This is a genomic window from Variovorax sp. LjRoot290 (assembly GCF_964253985.1).
Classification (GTDB): domain Bacteria; phylum Pseudomonadota; class Gammaproteobacteria; order Burkholderiales; family Burkholderiaceae_C; genus Variovorax.
Genome location: NZ_CAXURW020000001.1, coordinates 1714166 through 1730085, shown reverse-complemented (window position 1 = coordinate 1730085; position 15920 = coordinate 1714166). Strand labels below are relative to the sequence as shown.

At 67.4% G+C, this 15920-nt stretch carries 18 protein-coding genes, 3 tRNA genes and 1 pseudogene; 7 read left to right on the top strand and 15 right to left on the bottom strand.

Going from position 1 to position 15920, the window contains the following annotated elements:
* The first annotated feature begins 18 nt into the window (after nucleotides 1–18).
* Nucleotides 19–468, top strand: coding sequence for a hypothetical protein (locus ACSQ9A_RS08775; RefSeq protein ID WP_436303366.1), 450 nt, complete (start codon nucleotides 19–21; stop codon nucleotides 466–468).
* 70 nt (nucleotides 469–538) lie between these two features.
* On the opposite strand, the gene ACSQ9A_RS08770 is transcribed toward ACSQ9A_RS08775, so the two are convergent.
* The 9 genes from ACSQ9A_RS08770 to folC form a co-directional block, all read right to left on the bottom strand.
* Nucleotides 539–615, bottom strand: a tRNA-Asp gene (locus tag ACSQ9A_RS08770).
* Between the two features lie 71 nt (nucleotides 616–686).
* Nucleotides 687–762, bottom strand: a tRNA-Glu gene (locus ACSQ9A_RS08765).
* 50 nt (nucleotides 763–812) lie between these two features.
* Nucleotides 813–888 (bottom strand) — tRNA-Ala (locus ACSQ9A_RS08760).
* A gap of 34 nt (nucleotides 889–922) precedes the next feature.
* Nucleotides 923–2311 (bottom strand): glutamate--tRNA ligase, encoded by a 1389-nt coding sequence (gltX, locus tag ACSQ9A_RS08755; RefSeq protein WP_436303365.1) that lies wholly within the window; start codon nucleotides 2309–2311, stop codon nucleotides 923–925.
* The gene (locus ACSQ9A_RS08750; protein WP_436303364.1) at nucleotides 2308–3522 is read right to left on the bottom strand and encodes an O-succinylhomoserine sulfhydrylase; all 1215 of its coding nucleotides are present in this window, start codon (nucleotides 3520–3522) and stop codon (nucleotides 2308–2310) included. Before ACSQ9A_RS08750 ends, gltX begins: the two co-directional genes overlap by 4 nt.
* 15 nt (nucleotides 3523–3537) lie before the next feature.
* On the bottom strand, nucleotides 3538–5058 hold the full coding sequence (gene purF / locus ACSQ9A_RS08745) for an amidophosphoribosyltransferase (protein WP_093102112.1): 1521 nt from the start codon (nucleotides 5056–5058) through the stop codon (nucleotides 3538–3540).
* A gap of 12 nt (nucleotides 5059–5070) precedes the next feature.
* A complete protein-coding gene (locus ACSQ9A_RS08740) occupies nucleotides 5071–5556 on the bottom strand; it encodes a CvpA family protein (protein WP_093102111.1) in 486 nt (161 codons plus the stop codon).
* Between the two features lie 7 nt (nucleotides 5557–5563).
* The gene (locus ACSQ9A_RS08735; protein WP_436303363.1) at nucleotides 5564–6415 is read right to left on the bottom strand and encodes an SPOR domain-containing protein; all 852 of its coding nucleotides are present in this window, start codon (nucleotides 6413–6415) and stop codon (nucleotides 5564–5566) included.
* Between the two features lie 61 nt (nucleotides 6416–6476).
* A complete protein-coding gene (gene folC / locus ACSQ9A_RS08730) occupies nucleotides 6477–7772 on the bottom strand; it encodes a bifunctional tetrahydrofolate synthase/dihydrofolate synthase (RefSeq protein WP_436303362.1) in 1296 nt (431 codons plus the stop codon).
* Nucleotides 7773–7818: 46 nt separating this feature from the next.
* Between folC and ACSQ9A_RS08725 the strand changes: the two genes are divergently transcribed.
* The 4 genes from ACSQ9A_RS08725 to argG all read left to right on the top strand — a co-directional run bounded on the left by ACSQ9A_RS08725 (nucleotide 7819) and on the right by argG (nucleotide 10567).
* Nucleotides 7819–8175 carry an ArsC family reductase gene (locus ACSQ9A_RS08725; protein WP_093102662.1) on the top strand — a complete coding sequence of 119 codons (357 nt, stop codon included), beginning with the start codon at nucleotides 7819–7821 and terminating at the stop codon, nucleotides 8173–8175.
* Between the two features lie 77 nt (nucleotides 8176–8252).
* Nucleotides 8253–8819 carry a hypothetical protein gene (locus ACSQ9A_RS08720; protein ID WP_093102106.1) on the top strand — a complete coding sequence of 189 codons (567 nt, stop codon included), beginning with the start codon at nucleotides 8253–8255 and terminating at the stop codon, nucleotides 8817–8819.
* 72 nt (nucleotides 8820–8891) lie between these two features.
* Nucleotides 8892–9215 carry a pyrimidine/purine nucleoside phosphorylase gene (locus ACSQ9A_RS08715; RefSeq protein WP_436290760.1) on the top strand — a complete coding sequence of 108 codons (324 nt, stop codon included), beginning with the start codon at nucleotides 8892–8894 and terminating at the stop codon, nucleotides 9213–9215.
* Nucleotides 9216–9229: 14 nt separating this feature from the next.
* Complete coding sequence (gene argG, locus ACSQ9A_RS08710) at nucleotides 9230–10567, top strand: argininosuccinate synthase (RefSeq protein WP_436290761.1); 1338 nt, start codon at nucleotides 9230–9232, stop codon at nucleotides 10565–10567.
* Between the two features lie 19 nt (nucleotides 10568–10586).
* Here argG and ACSQ9A_RS08705 read toward each other — a convergent pair whose 3' ends face one another.
* Nucleotides 10587–11387, bottom strand: a complete 801-nt coding sequence (locus ACSQ9A_RS08705; RefSeq protein ID WP_436303361.1) for a glycine-rich domain-containing protein — start codon at nucleotides 11385–11387, stop codon at nucleotides 10587–10589.
* Complete coding sequence (murB, locus tag ACSQ9A_RS08700) at nucleotides 11384–12436, bottom strand: UDP-N-acetylmuramate dehydrogenase (protein ID WP_436303360.1); 1053 nt, start codon at nucleotides 12434–12436, stop codon at nucleotides 11384–11386. The genes ACSQ9A_RS08705 and murB overlap by 4 nt, the downstream gene beginning before the upstream one ends.
* Nucleotides 12437–12480: 44 nt before the next feature.
* On the opposite strand from murB, the gene ACSQ9A_RS08695 reads away from it, so the two are divergent.
* Both ACSQ9A_RS08695 and ACSQ9A_RS08690 read left to right on the top strand, forming a co-directional pair.
* Nucleotides 12481–12966, top strand: coding sequence for a YajQ family cyclic di-GMP-binding protein (locus ACSQ9A_RS08695; protein WP_436303359.1), 486 nt, complete (start codon nucleotides 12481–12483; stop codon nucleotides 12964–12966).
* A gap of 7 nt (nucleotides 12967–12973) precedes the next feature.
* Nucleotides 12974–13615, top strand: a complete 642-nt coding sequence (locus ACSQ9A_RS08690) for a retropepsin-like aspartic protease family protein (RefSeq protein WP_093102097.1) — start codon at nucleotides 12974–12976, stop codon at nucleotides 13613–13615.
* Here the strand turns inward: ACSQ9A_RS08690 and ACSQ9A_RS08685 are convergent.
* The 4 genes and pseudogenes from ACSQ9A_RS08685 to ACSQ9A_RS08670 form a co-directional block, all read right to left on the bottom strand.
* Nucleotides 13609–13962, bottom strand: coding sequence for a RidA family protein (locus tag ACSQ9A_RS08685; RefSeq protein WP_093102096.1), 354 nt, complete (start codon nucleotides 13960–13962; stop codon nucleotides 13609–13611). The genes ACSQ9A_RS08690 and ACSQ9A_RS08685 overlap by 7 nt on opposite strands.
* A gap of 6 nt (nucleotides 13963–13968) precedes the next feature.
* Nucleotides 13969–14610, bottom strand: a complete 642-nt coding sequence (gene plsY / locus ACSQ9A_RS08680; RefSeq protein ID WP_093102094.1) for a glycerol-3-phosphate 1-O-acyltransferase PlsY — start codon at nucleotides 14608–14610, stop codon at nucleotides 13969–13971.
* 19 nt (nucleotides 14611–14629) lie between these two features.
* Nucleotides 14630–14761, bottom strand: a pseudogene (locus ACSQ9A_RS08675) (Cys-tRNA(Pro) deacylase); the annotation flags it as partial.
* 33 nt (nucleotides 14762–14794) lie between these two features.
* Nucleotides 14795–15856, bottom strand: a complete 1062-nt coding sequence (locus tag ACSQ9A_RS08670; RefSeq protein WP_436303357.1) for an aldo/keto reductase — start codon at nucleotides 15854–15856, stop codon at nucleotides 14795–14797.
* Nucleotides 15857–15920 lie beyond the last annotated feature (64 nt).

Genomic DNA, 15920 nt, shown 5'->3' with positions numbered 1-15920 from the left:
TCCCTTGGAACGCAACGCATGCAAGCCACCATCGCCACACGCAAGCCGGTCGACGAACTCACGGCCTCGGACCTCGAGGCGTTCCCCGTGTGGGAGTTCGCCATGGACGAAGAGGAAGTCGACGAACAGGACGAAACCTGGGTGAAGCCCGTGCCAACCTCCGAAGTGCCGGCCGACGGCTTCTCACTCAGTGTGGCCGCTGTCCTCAAGCTGGCCAACGGGCGTGTCTATCCTGGCGTGATGTTCTGCGACACACATGCCGGCCTCGACATAGCGGCGGTTGCGCTTCTGACCACGGGAGGTCGCGTCCTGTTTTCGAAGAATGATTCGCCATCCGAAATCCGGCGCAGCCTGAAGCGGCTTGGGCTCGGCCGTCAGCATGTCTTCCCGCTGGACTTTTGCACTCGTGTGCCCTTGGCGCGCACAGGCATCCTGGAGCGCGGCACCTTCAACTCGTCGCATGCATAGTGCCAAGATTCCAAAAACAAAAATGGGTCACAGCGATGAAGCTGCAACCCATTGATCTCTTTGAGGAATCTGGCGGAGTGGACGGGACTCGAACCCGCGACCCCCGGCGTGACAGGCCGGTATTCTAACCAACTGAACTACCACTCCTGGTAGACAACGTTCGCTCCATATGGAGCCAAGTGCTGCGACTTGTGCCCGCTTCACCGAGCGGTGAAAACTGGCGACCCTACGGGGATTCGAACCCCGGTAGCCACCGTGAAAGGGTGGTGTCCTAGGCCTCTAGACGATAGGGTCAAAACCTTCGGAACCGCGCTGCGATCAGCGCTTGTTTCTCGACGCCCTGATGGTGGAGGTAAGCGGGATCGAACCGCTGACCTCTTGCATGCCATGCAAGCGCTCTCCCAGCTGAGCTATACCCCCTTGGGTGTCGAGCCTCAAATTATAGCCTGAAAAATCAGGCTGCTTTCAATCTCGTGACGACTGTTTCACGAGAAAAGAGCGAGAGCACCGCGTCGAGCGACGGCGTCTGTGGCGTTCCCATCACGAGCACGCGCACCGGCATCGCGAGCGCGGGCATCTTGAGGCCATGCGCGGCCAGCACTTCCTTGATGGCGGCTGCGATCGCGGCCTTGTCCCACGCGACGCTTGCGAGCTTGTCGGCCAGCGTGGCGATCGCGGGGCGCACGGCCTCGGTCACATGCTGCGCGCGATCGGCTTCGCTCGGCGCGACGTCGGCGTAGAAGGCCGCGGCCCAGTTCGCGAGCGCGACCGTGGTGTCGCAGCGGTCCTTGAAGAGGCCGCAGATCGCAGGCAGCCGATCGTCGGCAGCGATGCCGCGCTTCTGCAGTTGCGACGCGACCAGCGGCGCCAGCGCGTCGTCGGCCATCGCCTTCAGATGCTGCGCATTGACCCAGCGCAGCTTGGCCTCGTCGAACTGCGCCGCGCTGCGGCCCAGGTGGTCGAGGTTGAACCACTCGATGAACTGCGCGCGCGTGAAGATCTCGTCGTCGCCATGGCTCCAGCCGAGGCGCGCGAGGTAGTTGACCATCGCATCGGGCAGGAAGCCTTCGTCGCGGAACTGCGTGACGGGCTTGGCGCCGTTGCGCTTGCTCATCTTCTCGCCCTGCTCGTTGAGCACGGTCGGCAGGTGGGCATAGACCGGCGGCTCCTTGCCGAGCGCACGGAAGATGTTGATCTGGCGCGGCGTGTTGTTGACGTGGTCGTCGCCGCGGATCACGTGCGTGATGGCCATGTCGATGTCGTCGACCACCACGCAGAAGTTGTAGGTGGGCGTTCCGTCGGGGCGCGCGATCACGAGGTCGTCGAGCTCGTCGTTGCCGATCTCGATGCGGCCCTTGACCTTGTCGTCCCAGGCCACCACGCCGCCCTGCGGATTGCGAAAGCGCAGCACCGGCTGCACGCCTTCGGGCACTGGGGGCAGCGTCTTGCCGGGCTCGGGGCGCCAGGTGCCGTCGTAGCGCGGCTTCTGCTTGGCGGCCATCTGCTTCTCCCGCAGCGCGTCGAGCTCGGCCACGCTCATGTAGCAGGGATAGAGCTGGCCCGCGGCCTGCAGCTCGGCCAGCACCGCCTTGTAGCGGTCCATGCGCTGCATCTGGTAGTAGGGGCCCTCGTCATGATCGAGGCCCAGCCATTGCATGCCTTCGAGGATCACGTCGACGGCCGCCTGCGACGAACGCTCGACGTCGGTGTCCTCGATGCGCAGGACGAAGTCGCCGCCCGTGGAGCGCGCGAAGGCCCATGGGTAGAGGGCGGAGCGGATGTTGCCGAGGTGGATGAAGCCGGTCGGCGAGGGAGCGAAGCGGGTGCGGGTCTTTTGCGTCATGCGAGGGTGCTCAAGCCGCGCAGCAGGTCGGCCTTGATGTCGTCGATATGGTCCAGCCCGACCGCCACGCGGACCAGGCCCTGGCCGATGCCGGCCGCCTGGCGCTGCGCCTCGGTGAGGCGGCCGTGCGAGGTGGTGGCCGGATGGGTGATGGTGGTCTTGGTGTCGCCCAGGTTGGCGGTGATGCTCAGCACGCGCGTGCTGTCGATCACGTGAAAAGCGTTGGCGCGCGCCGCTGTGGGATCGCCGCCCTGCACGTCGAAGGACACCACCGCCCCGCCCTGCCCCGACTGCTGGCGCATCGCGAGCTCGTGCTGCGGATGCGAGGCCAGGCCCGGGTAGTAGACGCGCGTGATGCCCGGCTGCGTTTCGAGCCATTGCGCGAGCGCGAGCGCAGCGGCGCAATGCGCCTGCATGCGGATGCCCAGCGTTTCGAGCCCCTTGAGAACGACCCAGGCGTTGAAGGGCGACAGCGCCATGCCCGCGGTGCGCACCACCGGGCCGAATACGTCGTTGACGAGCTTCGCGGGGCCGCAGATGGCCCCGGCCAGCACGCGGCCCTGCCCTTCGAGGTACTTGGTGCCCGAATGGATCACGAGGTCGGCCCCGAGCTCGGTCGGCCGCTGCAGCGCCGGCGAGCAGAAGCAGTTGTCGACCGCGAGCAGCGCACCTGCATCGTGCGCGAGATCGGCCAGCGCGCGGATGTCGCACACGTCGGTCAGCGGGTTGGTCGGCGTCTCGGCGAAGAGCAGCTTGGTGCTCGGCCGCATGGCCGCCTTCCATTCGGCGACATCGGTCTGCGAGACGAAGGTGGTCTCGACGCCAAACTTGCCGAACTCGCGCCCGATCAGGTTGAGCGTGGAGCCGAACACCGAGCGCGAGCACACCACGTGGTCGCCGGCCTTGAGCAGCCCCATGCACATCATGAGGATCGCAGCCATGCCGCTGGACGCGCCGATCGCGGCTTCGGTGCCTTCGAGCGCGGCCAGGCGCTGCTCGAAACTCGCCACCGTCGGGTTCGAGGTGCGCGTATAGGTGAAGCCCTCCTCGGTGCCAGCGAAGCGGCGCGCCGAGGTCTCGGCATCGGGCTGCACGAAGCTGCTCGTGAGGAAGAGCGCCTCCGAGTTCTCGCCGTACTGGCTTCGTTCCAGCGCCGTGCGCACCGCGAGCGTGTCGCGGTGCAGGCCGGGGGGCAGGGATCGATCGGTCACGTCGTGGTTCTTCTTCTATTCGCTCAGATTGGGCAGCGCGAGGCGCGAGGAGTCTTCCTCGGTTTCCTCGATGCGGGGACGGTTGCCGTTCATGCGCGTGATGGCCTCGGTGTCGATGTCGCCGGTCACGTAGACGCCATCGAAGCACGAGGCATCGAAGCCGTCGAGCTTCAGCGTCCCCGCCGTGCCCGGCATGGCCTTCAGGATGGCGCGCTTCATGCCTTCGACGTCCTGGTAGATCAGCGCGTCGCAGCCGATCAGCTCGCGGATCTCTTCGATGGTGCGGTCGTGCGCAACCAGCTCGTCCTTGGTCGGCATGTCGATGCCGTAGACGTTGGGGTAGCGCACCGGCGGCGCCGCGCTGGCGAGATAGACCTTGCGTGCGCCGGCCTCGCGCGCCATCTGCACGATCTCGCGGCTGGTGGTGCCGCGCACGATCGAGTCGTCGACCAGAAGCACGTTGCGGCCCTTGAACTCGCTCGCGATCACGTTGAGCTTCTGGCGCACCGACTTCTTGCGCACGCCCTGCCCCGGCATGATGAAGGTACGGCCCACGTAGCGGTTCTTCACGAAGCCTTCGCGGTACGGAACGCCCAGCAGGTGCGCCAGCTGCGTCGCGCTCGGGCGGCTCGATTCGGGGATCGGGATGATCACGTCGATCTCGTTCGGCGGCACCGTCGAGACCACGCGCTTGGCCAGCGTTTCGCCCAGGTTCAGCCGCGCCTGGTAGACCGAGATGCCATCGAGCACCGAGTCGGGCCGCGCGAGGTAGACGAATTCGAAGATGCACGGGTTCAGAGTCGGCGCCTCGGCGCACTGCTCGGCGTGCACCTGGCCCTGCAGGTCGACGAACACGGCCTCGCCAGGCGCGATGTTGCGTTCGAACACATGGCCCGAGCCTTCGAGCGCCACCGACTCGCTGGCCACCATCACGGTGCCGTCGGCGTTGCGGCCCATCGCCAGCGGCCGGATGCCGTAAGGGTCGCGGAACGCGAGCAGACCGTGGCCTGAAATCAGCGCCACCACGGCATAGGAGCCGCGCAGCCGCCGGTGCACGTTGCGCACGGCGGCGAACAGCGTCTCGGAAGTGAGCATGCCGTCGCGCGTCGCGCGGTCGAGCTCGTGCGCCAGCACGTTGAGCAGCACTTCGGAATCGCTCTCGGTATTGGTGTGGCGATGGTCGGTCGAGAACAGCTCTGCGCGCAGCGCATGCGCATTGGTGAGGTTGCCGTTGTGCACCAGCACGATGCCGAAGGGGGCGTTCACGTAGAAGGGCTGCGCCTCTTCCTCGCTGTAGGCATTGCCGGCAGTCGGATAGCGCACCTGCCCCAGCCCGACGCTGCCCGGCAGCGCCCGCATGTTGCGCGTGCGGAACACGTCGCGCACCATGCCCTTGGCCTTGTGCATGAAGAACTTGCGTTCCAGCAGGGTGACGATGCCGGCCGCGTCCTGGCCGCGGTGCTGCAGCAGCAACAGCGCGTCATAGAGCAGCTGGTTGACGGGTGCGTTGCTGACAACGCCGACGATTCCACACATGAAGCGATCCTCTCAGGGCAGGTAGCTTGCCAACTTTTCAGGCAGCGCGGGTTTCAGGCCCTGCAATGCCGCATCGAGAACAATGGCGCTGCGCGATTCGTGCCACCAGACACTGTCGCCCAACGCCAGCAAATGAACCACGACTGCCATGGCCAGCAGGGCGACCGCCCCGCGCGCCACGCCGAAGGCCGCGCCCAGCACGCGATCCACCGGCCGCAGCCCCACGGCCGCGATGAGCTTGCGCGTGATCGCTGCGACCAGCCCCACGCCGAAAGCCACCGCCACGAACACCAGCACGAATCCGGCCGCATAGCGCCAGGTGGCCGCCGGGTCTCCGAAGGGCAGCCAGGCCCCCGCATCGTCCGCCAGCCACTGCGCGCAGAAGAAGGCCGCCACCCAGCCCGCCAGCGAAATCACCTCGAACACCAGGCCGCGCACCAGGCCGAACAGCATCGACACCACCAGCAACACGATGGCGATCCAGTCGAAGAGCGCCACGCCAGTTCTACAAGCTGAGGACGGAGGCCGACAAAGACAAGCCCTTGACGCGGCTCGCCGCCTTGTCCGCCTCGGCGCGTGTGCCGAAGGGGCCGACGCGCACACGCGTACGCTGCTCGCCATCGGCCGTCTTCGCGACGTTGGTGTAAGTCTTGAGCCCGGCCTTTTCCAGCTTCTGCCGCACCTCGCGCGCCTTGTCGGCATCGGCGAAGGCGCCGACCTGGACGACGAAGCGGCCGCTTTCGTCGGCTGCGACGGCGGGCTTGGCTGCTGCTGCTGCGGCGGCGGCTTTGCCTTCGAGCAAGGCACGGGCGCGATTGCCGTCGTCGGCCGGCTTGGCGGGCGGCTTGTCGGGCTTGGCCTCGGCCTTCGCTTCGGGTTTGGCCTCCGGCTTCGGCCTGGGCTCCGGCTTGGGTTCCGGTTTCGCTTCGGCAACCGGTGCGGCCGGCTTGGTGTCGGCGGGCGGCGCCGCGGGTGCCGGCCTGGACGGCGGGATCTCGGCGCCGTCCGCCGATTCGGTGATCATGCCGCCGCCGGAGGGCGCGGTGGCACCGGTGCTCGCGCCGGTCGACGGCGCGGTGGTCGATGTGGGCGCGGGCGTCGAAGGCGGGGCGAGCGGCTTGGTCTTGCTGCGATCCGGAATCTCGATCGGGATGTCGACCGACACGGGGCGAGGCTGGGTGTCGAACAACAAGGGGAAGCCGATCACGCCGACCAGCACCAGCACCGCGGCGCCCAGAAGCCGGTGCCGCGCGCGGCGGCGCATCGCCTCGATACTTTCCGCCGGCGCCGCTGCGACGCTGGCGTTTCGCCCTTCGTTGGCCTGCGGACCGCGGCTGCGGAACTTGAAGAACGCCATGTAATTCGTTTCCCTGATGGAGTGCAGCGTGAGTTGGAAAAGGCGCCGGAGATCAGGCCAATCAGGAGCCCGGCGACAAGTGCCTGGCCCCGAGACGAGGTGTTCCGTGCTCGAGCACACCACCCACTGTGAAGAACGATCCGAAGACGACGATTCTATCAGCGGGGCCCGCGCGATCGATGGCCGCCTGCAGTGCCTCCATCGGTGCGGCGTGCACGCTGGCGGAGGCATCGGCGCGCGTGTTCTGCGCCTGCCACCGGGCCAGCAGATCGGCCGCCTTGGCCGCGCGCGCGGTGGGCAGATCGGTGAAGTACCAGCGGTCGATCAAGGGCCCGATGCGGGCGAACATGGGCGCCAGGTCCTTGTCCGCCATCACGCCGAACACGCCATGGGTGGTCGGATAGAAGCCCATCGCGTCGAGGTTCTCCGTCAGCGCCGCGACCGCGTGCGGGTTGTGCGCCACGTCGAGCACCAGCGCCGGCTCGCCCGGAACGATCTGGAAGCGCCCCGGCAGCTCGACCATCGCGAGGCCGGTGCGCACGGCCTGTGCGGTGACAGGCAGCCGCTGCCGCAGCGATTCCAGCGCGGCCAGCACGCCGGCCGCGTTGACCAGCTGGTTGGCGCCGCGCAGTGCCGGGTAGGCCAGCCCGCTGTAGCGCCGGCCGCGCCCGCTCCAGCCCCACTGCTGCTTGTCGCCCGAGACGTTGAAGTCGCGGCCCACGCGCCAGAGGTCGGCGCCGATGGCTTCTGCATGATCGATCACGCTTTGCGGCGGCATCGGGTCGCTGACGATCGCAGGGCGGCCGGCGCGCATGATGCCGGCCTTCTCGAAGCCGATGCTTTCGCGATCCGGCCCGAGAAAATCCATGTGGTCCAGGTCGATGCTGGTGATCACGGCGCAGTCGGCGTCGACGATGTTGACCGCATCCAGCCGGCCGCCCAGGCCGACTTCGAGGATCGCGACGTCGGGCTTGCTCGCCGCCGTGCACAGCAGGATGGCCAGCGTCGTGAACTCGAAATACGTCAGCGCGACCTCGCCGCGGGCCTGCTCCACCGCCTCGAAATGCGCCGACAGCGCATTGCCGTCGACCGCCTCGCCCGAGAGCCGCAGCCGCTCCTCGAAGCGCACCAGGTGCGGCGAAGTGAACACCGCCGTGCGGTAGCCCGCATGGGTGAGGATCGACTCCAGCATCGCGCAGGTCGAGCCCTTGCCGTTGGTGCCGGCCACGGTGATCACCGGGCAGTCGAATGCGAGGCCGAGCTTCAGGGCGACCGCGCGCACGCGGTCGAGCCCGAGCTCGATGTTCTTGGGATGCAGGCGCTCGGCGTGCGGGAGCCAGTCGGCAAGGCTTTTCATGGAGCCCGGAATTGTCGCCGACCCGCCGCGCGGGCATCATCGCGGGATGACAACGCTCTATGGCATCACGAACTGCGACACCGTCAAACGCGCCCGCGCCTGGCTCGACGAGCACGGCGTGGCCTACCGATTCCACGATTTCAAGAAAGAAGGCGTGCCCGAGGACGAGCTCGACCAGTGGTTGCGCGCGCCCGGCTGGGAGGCCCTGGTCAACCGCCGCGGCACCACCTGGCGGCGGCTCGACGACGAAACGCGCGCGTCGGTGGTCGATGCCGCCTCGGCGCGTGCGGCGCTGCTCGCCAACCCCAGCCTGATCAAGCGCCCGGTGGTCAACTGGGGCCCGCAACACGGCGTTAGCACAGGGTTCGACGCCGCCCAATGGAAGAAAGACCACGCCGTGTAAACGGTTGAACCCTGGCCAGCGGCTTGCGTCCAACCGGCTTCAGCGGGGCCTGCGCCCCAACCCTCAGGAGTTCCGACATGCGCACGCAAAAAACCATTCGCAACCTCACGGCCCTTTCGCTCCTGGCAGCGCTGGCCGGCACCGCCAGCCTGGCCCAGGCGGAGCAGGTCTGGGCCCGCGTGATCTCGGCCACGCCCTCGCACGAAGCGACCGGCACCACCCGCTACAACGTCACCTACGAGTACGGCGGCCGGCACTACACCACGGTCACTGACACCCGCCCCGGCGCCAGCATCCCGATCGAGGTCGGCGGCTACGGCGTCGCCACCACCTCGCCCGTGGCGCCTCAGCCCCAGCTGGCGCCGAGCCCCGTCGACGGCGGCCAGCCCGACTGGAACAACGTGGTGCCTGAGCCGGGCGTGGTGGTCTCGGGCGGCGGCGCTCCGGCGCCGGTCTACAGCCAGCCGGTTCCGGTCTACACGCAGCCGGCGCCCGTCTACTATGCCCCAGCCCCGGTGTATGTGGCGCCCGCCTACTATCCGCAGCCCTACATCTATCCGCCGGTGGGCATTTCGCTCAACCTCGGCTACTCGCGCGGATGGGGCGGCGGCTATCGCGGCGGCTACCACGGCCGCTGGCGCTGAGCCCCGGGCCGGAGGGCCTGCCGGCACAGCCTAAAATCACGGGCTTTCCACCGGCGCCAGGCCTTCCTTCCCATGACGACAACCGAATCCCTTCACAGCGCCGCGGTAGCGACCAAGGCGAACGTGTATTTCGACGGCAAGTGCGTGAGCCATAGCCTCACGCTCGCCGACGGCAGCAAGAAATCGGTGGGCGTGATCCTTCCGTCCACCCTCACCTTCAACACCGGCGCGCCCGAAGTCATGGAAGGCACCGGCGGCCGCTGCGAATACCTGCTCTCCGGCAGCAGCGAATGGGCAAGCTCGGGCCCGGGCGAAAAATTCAGCGTGCCGGGCAACTCGAGCTTCCAGATCCGCGTGAGCGGCGAGCCCTACAGCTACATCTGCCATTTCGGCTGAACCGGGATTCCTGCATGTCGACCATTCTTCAGAACGTTCCCGCCGGCCAGAAGGTCGGCATTGCCTTTTCCGGCGGCCTCGACACCAGCGCGGCCCTGCACTGGATGCGCAACAAGGGCGCCATTCCCTACGCCTACACCGCCAACCTGGGCCAGCCGGACGAGCCCGACTACGACGAGATTCCGCGCAAGGCCATGCTCTACGGCGCCGAGAAGGCGCGGCTGGTCGACTGCCGCACGCAGCTCGCCGCCGAAGGCCTTGCCGCGCTGCAGGCCGGCGCCTTCCACGTGACCACCGCCGGCGTCACCTACTTCAACACCACGCCGCTGGGCCGCGCGGTCACCGGCACCATGCTGGTGTCGGCCATGAAGGAAGACGACGTCCACATCTGGGGCGACGGCAGCACCTACAAGGGCAACGACATCGAGCGCTTCTACCGCTACGGCCTGCTCACCAACCCGGCGCTGAAGATCTACAAGCCCTGGCTGGACCAGGTCTTCATCGACGAATTGGGCGGCCGCGCCGAGATGTCCGAATTCATGCAGAAGGCCGGCTTCGCCTACAAGATGTCGGCCGAGAAGGCCTACTCGACCGACTCCAACATGCTCGGCGCCACGCACGAGGCGAAAGACCTGGAACACCTGAACAGCGGCATGAAGATCGTGCAGCCGATCATGGGCGTGGCCTTCTGGAAGGACGAGGTCGAAGTCAAGCGCGAGGAGGTCACGGTGCGCTTCGTCGAAGGCCGCCCGGTGGCGATCAACGGCGTCGAATACCCGAGCCTGGTCGAGCTGCTGCTGGAAGCCAACCGCGTCGGCGGCCGCCATGGTCTGGGCATGAGCGACCAGATCGAGAACCGCATCATCGAGGCCAAGAGCCGCGGCATCTACGAGGCTCCGGGCCTGGCGCTGCTGTTCATCGCCTACGAGCGCCTGGTCACCGGCATCCACAACGAAGACACCATCGAGCAGTACCGCGACCACGGCCGCCGCCTGGGCCGCCTGCTCTACCAGGGCCGCTGGTTCGACCCGCAAGCCATCATGCTGCGCGAGACGGCGCAGCGCTGGGTGGCGCGCGCGGTCACGGGCGAAGTCACGGTCGAGCTGCGCCGCGGCAACGACTACTCGATCCTCAATACCGAGTCGCCCAACCTCACCTACAAGCCCGAGCGGCTGACGATGGAAAAAGGCGAATCGAGCTTCTCGCCGGCCGACCGCATCGGCCAGCTCACGATGCGCAACCTCGATATCGTCGACACGCGCGACAAGCTGGCGATCTATACGCAGGCCGGGCTGCTGTCTTCGGGCCAGGGCGCTTCGCTGCCCCAGCTGAAGAACGACGAACGCGAGTGAGCCTGAGCGGGGGCCGCGGTCAGTCGCCGCCTCCGCCGCAACCGCCGCCGCAGCCCGAACCGGAGTCGCCGCTGCCGCCATCCCCGCCGCTCGACGATTCGCTGCCGCCGAAGCCTCCCGCATCGCCGGAGCCGCCACCCGAATCGCTGAAGCTGGTGCCGCAATGGGCGTCGGAGCCCGCCTGCTGGTCTATCACCTTGCAGTTCGGCACATACTGGAATCCGCCTTCCACGCCGAACTTGGCATCGAGCGCGAAGAGCAGCGGCAGCCGCGTCGGCGTGCGTGGGTCGATGCTTTCCTCCTTGCAGGCCCAGAACCAGGTGCGGCGCAGGCCGTCGTTGCGGCGCGCATCCCGGCCCAGCACCTCGGCCGGCGTGTGATGCAGCAGCCCGCCGAAGGCGGCGGCGCACCAGCGCTGGTAGCCCTGGGTGTGCAGGATGAACTCGTGCCAGGCGGCATCGACCACCTTGGACGGCATCGCCACGAACTTGCGGTCGCTGCGCAGGTGGGCCATGAAGAACTGGCGCAAACCGCGCAGCACCAGATCGGTGTCGCGCTCCTGCAGCTGCGGGTAGGCGGCACGCAGCTTGGCGCCGAGAAAGCGCGGAAACGTCGCCTCGCGCACGAACTGGCGTCGCGCGCTCATTTCCCAGGCCTTGAGCGCACCGCCGAGCACCAGCCCGACCATGACGGAGGCGATCAGCGATGCGCCCGTGCGCCAATACACCACGACCACGATGCCCACCAGCCACAAGAGCCGGCGCCCCCACAGCAGCGCCTGGATGCGGCGCCGGAAGTTGAGCTGCAGCAGCTCCGTCACACGACCACCGGCTCCGGCTCCAGCCGGATGCCGAAGCGCTCGTAGACGCTGGTCTGGATCGCCTTGGCCAGCGTCATGACCTCGCCGCCGGTCACCGGGTGCGCCGCTCCACCGCGGTTGACCAGCACCAGCGCCTGCTTCTCGTAGACGCCGGCATTGCCGACCGACTTGCCCTTCCAGCCGCAGGCATCGATCAACCAGCCGGCCGCCAGCTTGATGCTGCCGTCGGCCATCGGGTAGTGCACGATCTTCGGGTCGCGCGCGATGATGTCGGCGCACTGTTCGGGCGTGACGGTCGGGTTCTTGAAGAAGCTGCCGGCATTGCCCAGCACGCGCCAGTCGGGCAGCTTGACCGTGCGGATGGCGCAGACCCAGTCGAAGATCTCGGTCGCGCTGGGCGTGAAGTTGCCGGTTTCAGCCATCTTGCGCTCCAGATCGAGATAGCCGAGCACCGGCTTCCATGGCTTGGGCAGCCGAAAGCGCACGCGCGTGATCAGCGCCCGCCCGGCCAAGCCGAAATCGTTCTCACCGCTGGCCGTGTGCTTGAACACCGAGTCGCGGTAGCCGAAGGCGCATTGCGCGGCGTCGAGGGTGAAGCTTCGGCCGGTTTCCAGGTCGATGGCATCGAGCGAATCGAAGCGGTCCTGCAGCTCGACGCCGTAGGCGCCGATGTTCTGCACCGGCGCGCCGCCCACCGTGCCGGGGATCAGCGCCAGGTTTTCGAGGCCGGGATGGCCCTGCTCCAGCGTCCAGCGCACGACCTCATGCCAGGTCTCGCCGGCGCCGGCCTCCACGATCCAGGCGCGCGGCGTCTCTTCCACGAGCCGGCGGCCCTTGATCTCGACCTTGAGCACCAGCGGCTTGACGTCGCCGGTCAGCACGATGTTGCTGCCGCCGCCGAGCACGAACTTGGGCGCGCCGCGCCACTCTGCATCCGCCAGGACCGCCGCCACGTCGGCCTCGCCCGCGACGCGCACCAGGTGCTGGGCGCGCGCGACGATGCCGAAGCTGTTGTGCTGCTGCAGCGGTACGTTGTGCTCCACGATCATGGGAGAATTGTCGCATTCACAAAGCGCGAGTCCGAGGAGAGTCCATGCCGTCTTTCGATACCGTCTGCGAGCCCAACCTGCCCGAGGTCAAGAATGCCGTCGAGAACACGGCCAAGGAAATCGCCACGCGTTTCGACTTCAAGGGCACTGCGGCCGCTGTCGAGCTCAAGGACAAGGAAATCACCCTGATCGGCGATGCCGAGTTCCAGCTGGTCCAGGTCGAGGACATCCTGCGCAGCAAGCTCACCAAACGCAGCGTCGACGTGCGCTTCCTCGACAAGGGCGACGTGCAGAAGATCGGCGGCGACAAGGTCAAGCAGGTGATCAAGGTCAAGAGCGGCATCGAAAGCGAAACCGCCAAGAAGATCCAGCGCCTCATCAAGGACAGCAAGCTCAAGGTGCAGGCCGCGATCCAGGGCGACGCGGTGCGCGTCACCGGCGCCAAGCGCGACGACCTGCAAGCCGCGATGGCGCTGATCAAGAAGGACGTGCCGGACATGCCGCTGTCCTTCAACAATTTCCGCGACTGAGCCGCCCATGAAGCCCATCCTTCCGGTGCTGCTGCTGGCCGCGGCATGCACCTTCGCGCACGCCCAGTCGGTGATGCTCACCGGCACCATCGGCAGCCGCGCCATCCTGATCGTGGACGGCGGCGCGCCGAAGACGGTGGCCGTGGGCGAGACCTTCCAAGGCGTCAAGCTGCTCTCGCTGGCGGGCGAGCAGGCCACCGTCGAGGCCGGCGGCAAGCGCGTGGCGCTGCGCATGGACACGCCGGTCAGCATCGGCGGTGCCGGTCCGGGCGGTGGCGGCGGCACCCGCATCGTGCTGCCGGTATCGAGCGGCGGGCACTTCATGACGCAGGGCGCCATCAACGGCCGTTCGGTCAACTTCATGCTCGACACCGGCGCCACCAGCATCGCCATGTCGGCCGCCGACGCGCAGCGCATCGGGCTCGATTTCAGCAAGGGGCAGCCGATCCGCATGGGCACGGCCAATGGCATTGCGCTGGGCTATCGCGTGCGCCTCAACTCCGTGCGCGTCGGCGACGTCGAGGTCTACGACGTCGAGGCGGTGGTCTCGCAGCAGCCGATGCCTTATGTGCTGCTGGGCAACAGCTTCATCAGCCGCTTTTCGATGCGGCGCGACGCCGACCAGATGGTTCTCGAAAAACGCTACTGAGCCGCTGCGGTCACGACAATCTCGATCTTGTAGGCCGCCTTGGCCATCGCCGCCTGTACCGTCGCGCGCGGCGGCGTGTGGCCGGCGGGGATCCATGCGTCCCACACCTCGTTCATCGCCGTGATGTCGGTGATGTCGGCCAGAAAGATCTGCGTCATCAGGATGCGCGACTTGTCGCCGCCGGCCTCGGCCAGCAGGCGGTCGACCATCGCGAGCACCTGCGAGGTCTGGCCGCGGATGTCCTGCGTGGTGTCGTCGGGCACCTGGCCCGCGAGGTAGATGGTGCCGTTGTGGACCGCCGTCTCGCTGAGGCGCGGGCCGACGTGAAAGCGCTGAATGGTGCCCATGGCCGTTTACTCCTGTGTCTTTGGTTTCGATCCGAGCCGGGACTCGGTGCCGGCCACGAGCCGGCGGATGTTTTCGCGATGCCGCCAGATCAGCAGCAGGCTGATCGCCACCAGCGCCAGCAGCACCGTGGGATGCAACGGCCAGGCGATGCCGCCGCCGATCAGGTAGTAGGCCGGCGCGAAGAAGGCCGCCACCAGCGAAGCCAGCGACGAATAGCGAAAGAAGACGGCGATGATCAGCCAGGTGGTGCCGGTCGCCAGCCCCAGCAGCCATTCGATGCCGACCAGCGCACCGGCGGCCGTCGCGACGCCTTTCCCGCCCTGGAAACCGAAGAACACCGGGTAGAGATGCCCCAGAAAGGCCGCCAGCCCGGCCAGCGCCGCCGTGCCAGGCCCCATGCCGAAATCGGCGCCGAGCCGATGGACCAGGAACACCGGCACCCAGCCCTTGAGCGCATCGAGCAGCAGCGTCGCGAGCGCGGCGCCCTTGTTGCCCGAGCGCAGCACGTTGGTGGCCCCCGGGTTCTTGCTGCCGTAGCTGCGGGGGTCGGCCATGCCGAGCGACTTGCTGACGATCACCGCGAAGGACAGCGATCCGAGCAGGTAGGACAGAACGATCGCGATGAGCGAGGGAAGATAAGAACTCACGGTGTCTCCAGGCGGCCGGCTATTCTGCCAGCGCGCACTGCACCGGTTTTGCGCCGAGCAGCCGGACGCAAACCTGCGGGTCGATGCCGACCAGGTAGCCCCGCCGTCCGCCATTGATCGCGATCTTCGGCAGATCGAGGATCGTCGCCTCCCACGGGTGTTTCGCTGACGTGGGTCTTCTTGCTCAAATGGCGGGGTCCCGCATTTCCCAGCGCAGCTTGTCGACTTCGCCCACCACCTCCGGCGTCAGCGTCGTGCCCCAGGCATCGATGTCCTCGTCCAGTTGCGCCACCGAAGTCACGCCGATGATGGTGCTCGCCACCAGCCACTTGGTGTAGCAGAAAGCCAGCGCAAACTGCGTCGGCGTCATGTCGAGCTCGCGCGCCAGCGCGTTGTAGCGGCGCGCCGCGTTCAGCGACTCGGGCCGGCCCCAGCGCTGCTTGCGCACCGATTCGTAGCGCGCGATGCGCGCCTCCTGGGGCGCATCAGGGCCGACGATGCCGCTCTTGTCGTACTTGCCGGTCAGGAGCCCGAAGGCGAGCGGCGAATACGCCAGGAAAGCAACGCCGAGCCGGTGCACGGTCTCGTCCAGCCCGTTCTCTGCCGCGCGGCTCACCAGGTTGTAGACGTTCTGCACCGAGGCCACGCGCGGCAAGCCATGCTCTTCGGCCAGCCGCACGAACTCGTGCACGCCGTAGGGCGTTTCGTTCGAAAGGCCGATGGAGCGCACCTTGCCGGCCTTCACCAGCCCCGCCAGCGCATCGAGCTGTTCGCGGATGGAGGTTTGCGAGCTCTCCTTGGCCGGGTCGTAGTAGATGTTGCCGAAGGCCGGCACATGCCGTTCGGGCCAGTGGATCTGGTAGAGGTCGATCACGTCGGTCTGCAGGCGCCGGAGGCTGCCCTCGCAGGAGGCGACGATGTCGGCCGCCGTCATGCCGCCGCCCTCGCGCACCCAGGGCATGCCGCGCGAGGGGCCGGCGACCTTGGTGGCGAGCACGGTTTTGGCGCGCGTGCCGGGATTCTTCGCAAACCAGTTGCCGATGATGGTTTCGGTCGCGCCGTAGGTTTCCTTGCGGGCCGGCACCGCGTACATCTCGGCGGTGTCGATGAAGTCGACGCCGCGTTCAAGCGAGCGGTGGAGGATGGCGTGGGCGGTGGGCTCGTCCACCTGTTCGCCGAAAGTCATGGTGCCGAGGCAGATCGGCGTGACGCGGAGGTCGCTCTGACCGAGTTGGATTTTTTGCATGCGCGAAATGCTACAGCGGGTGCGTGTCCTGCGCTGGACTGCGCGGCTTGCGTTGCCTCCCTAT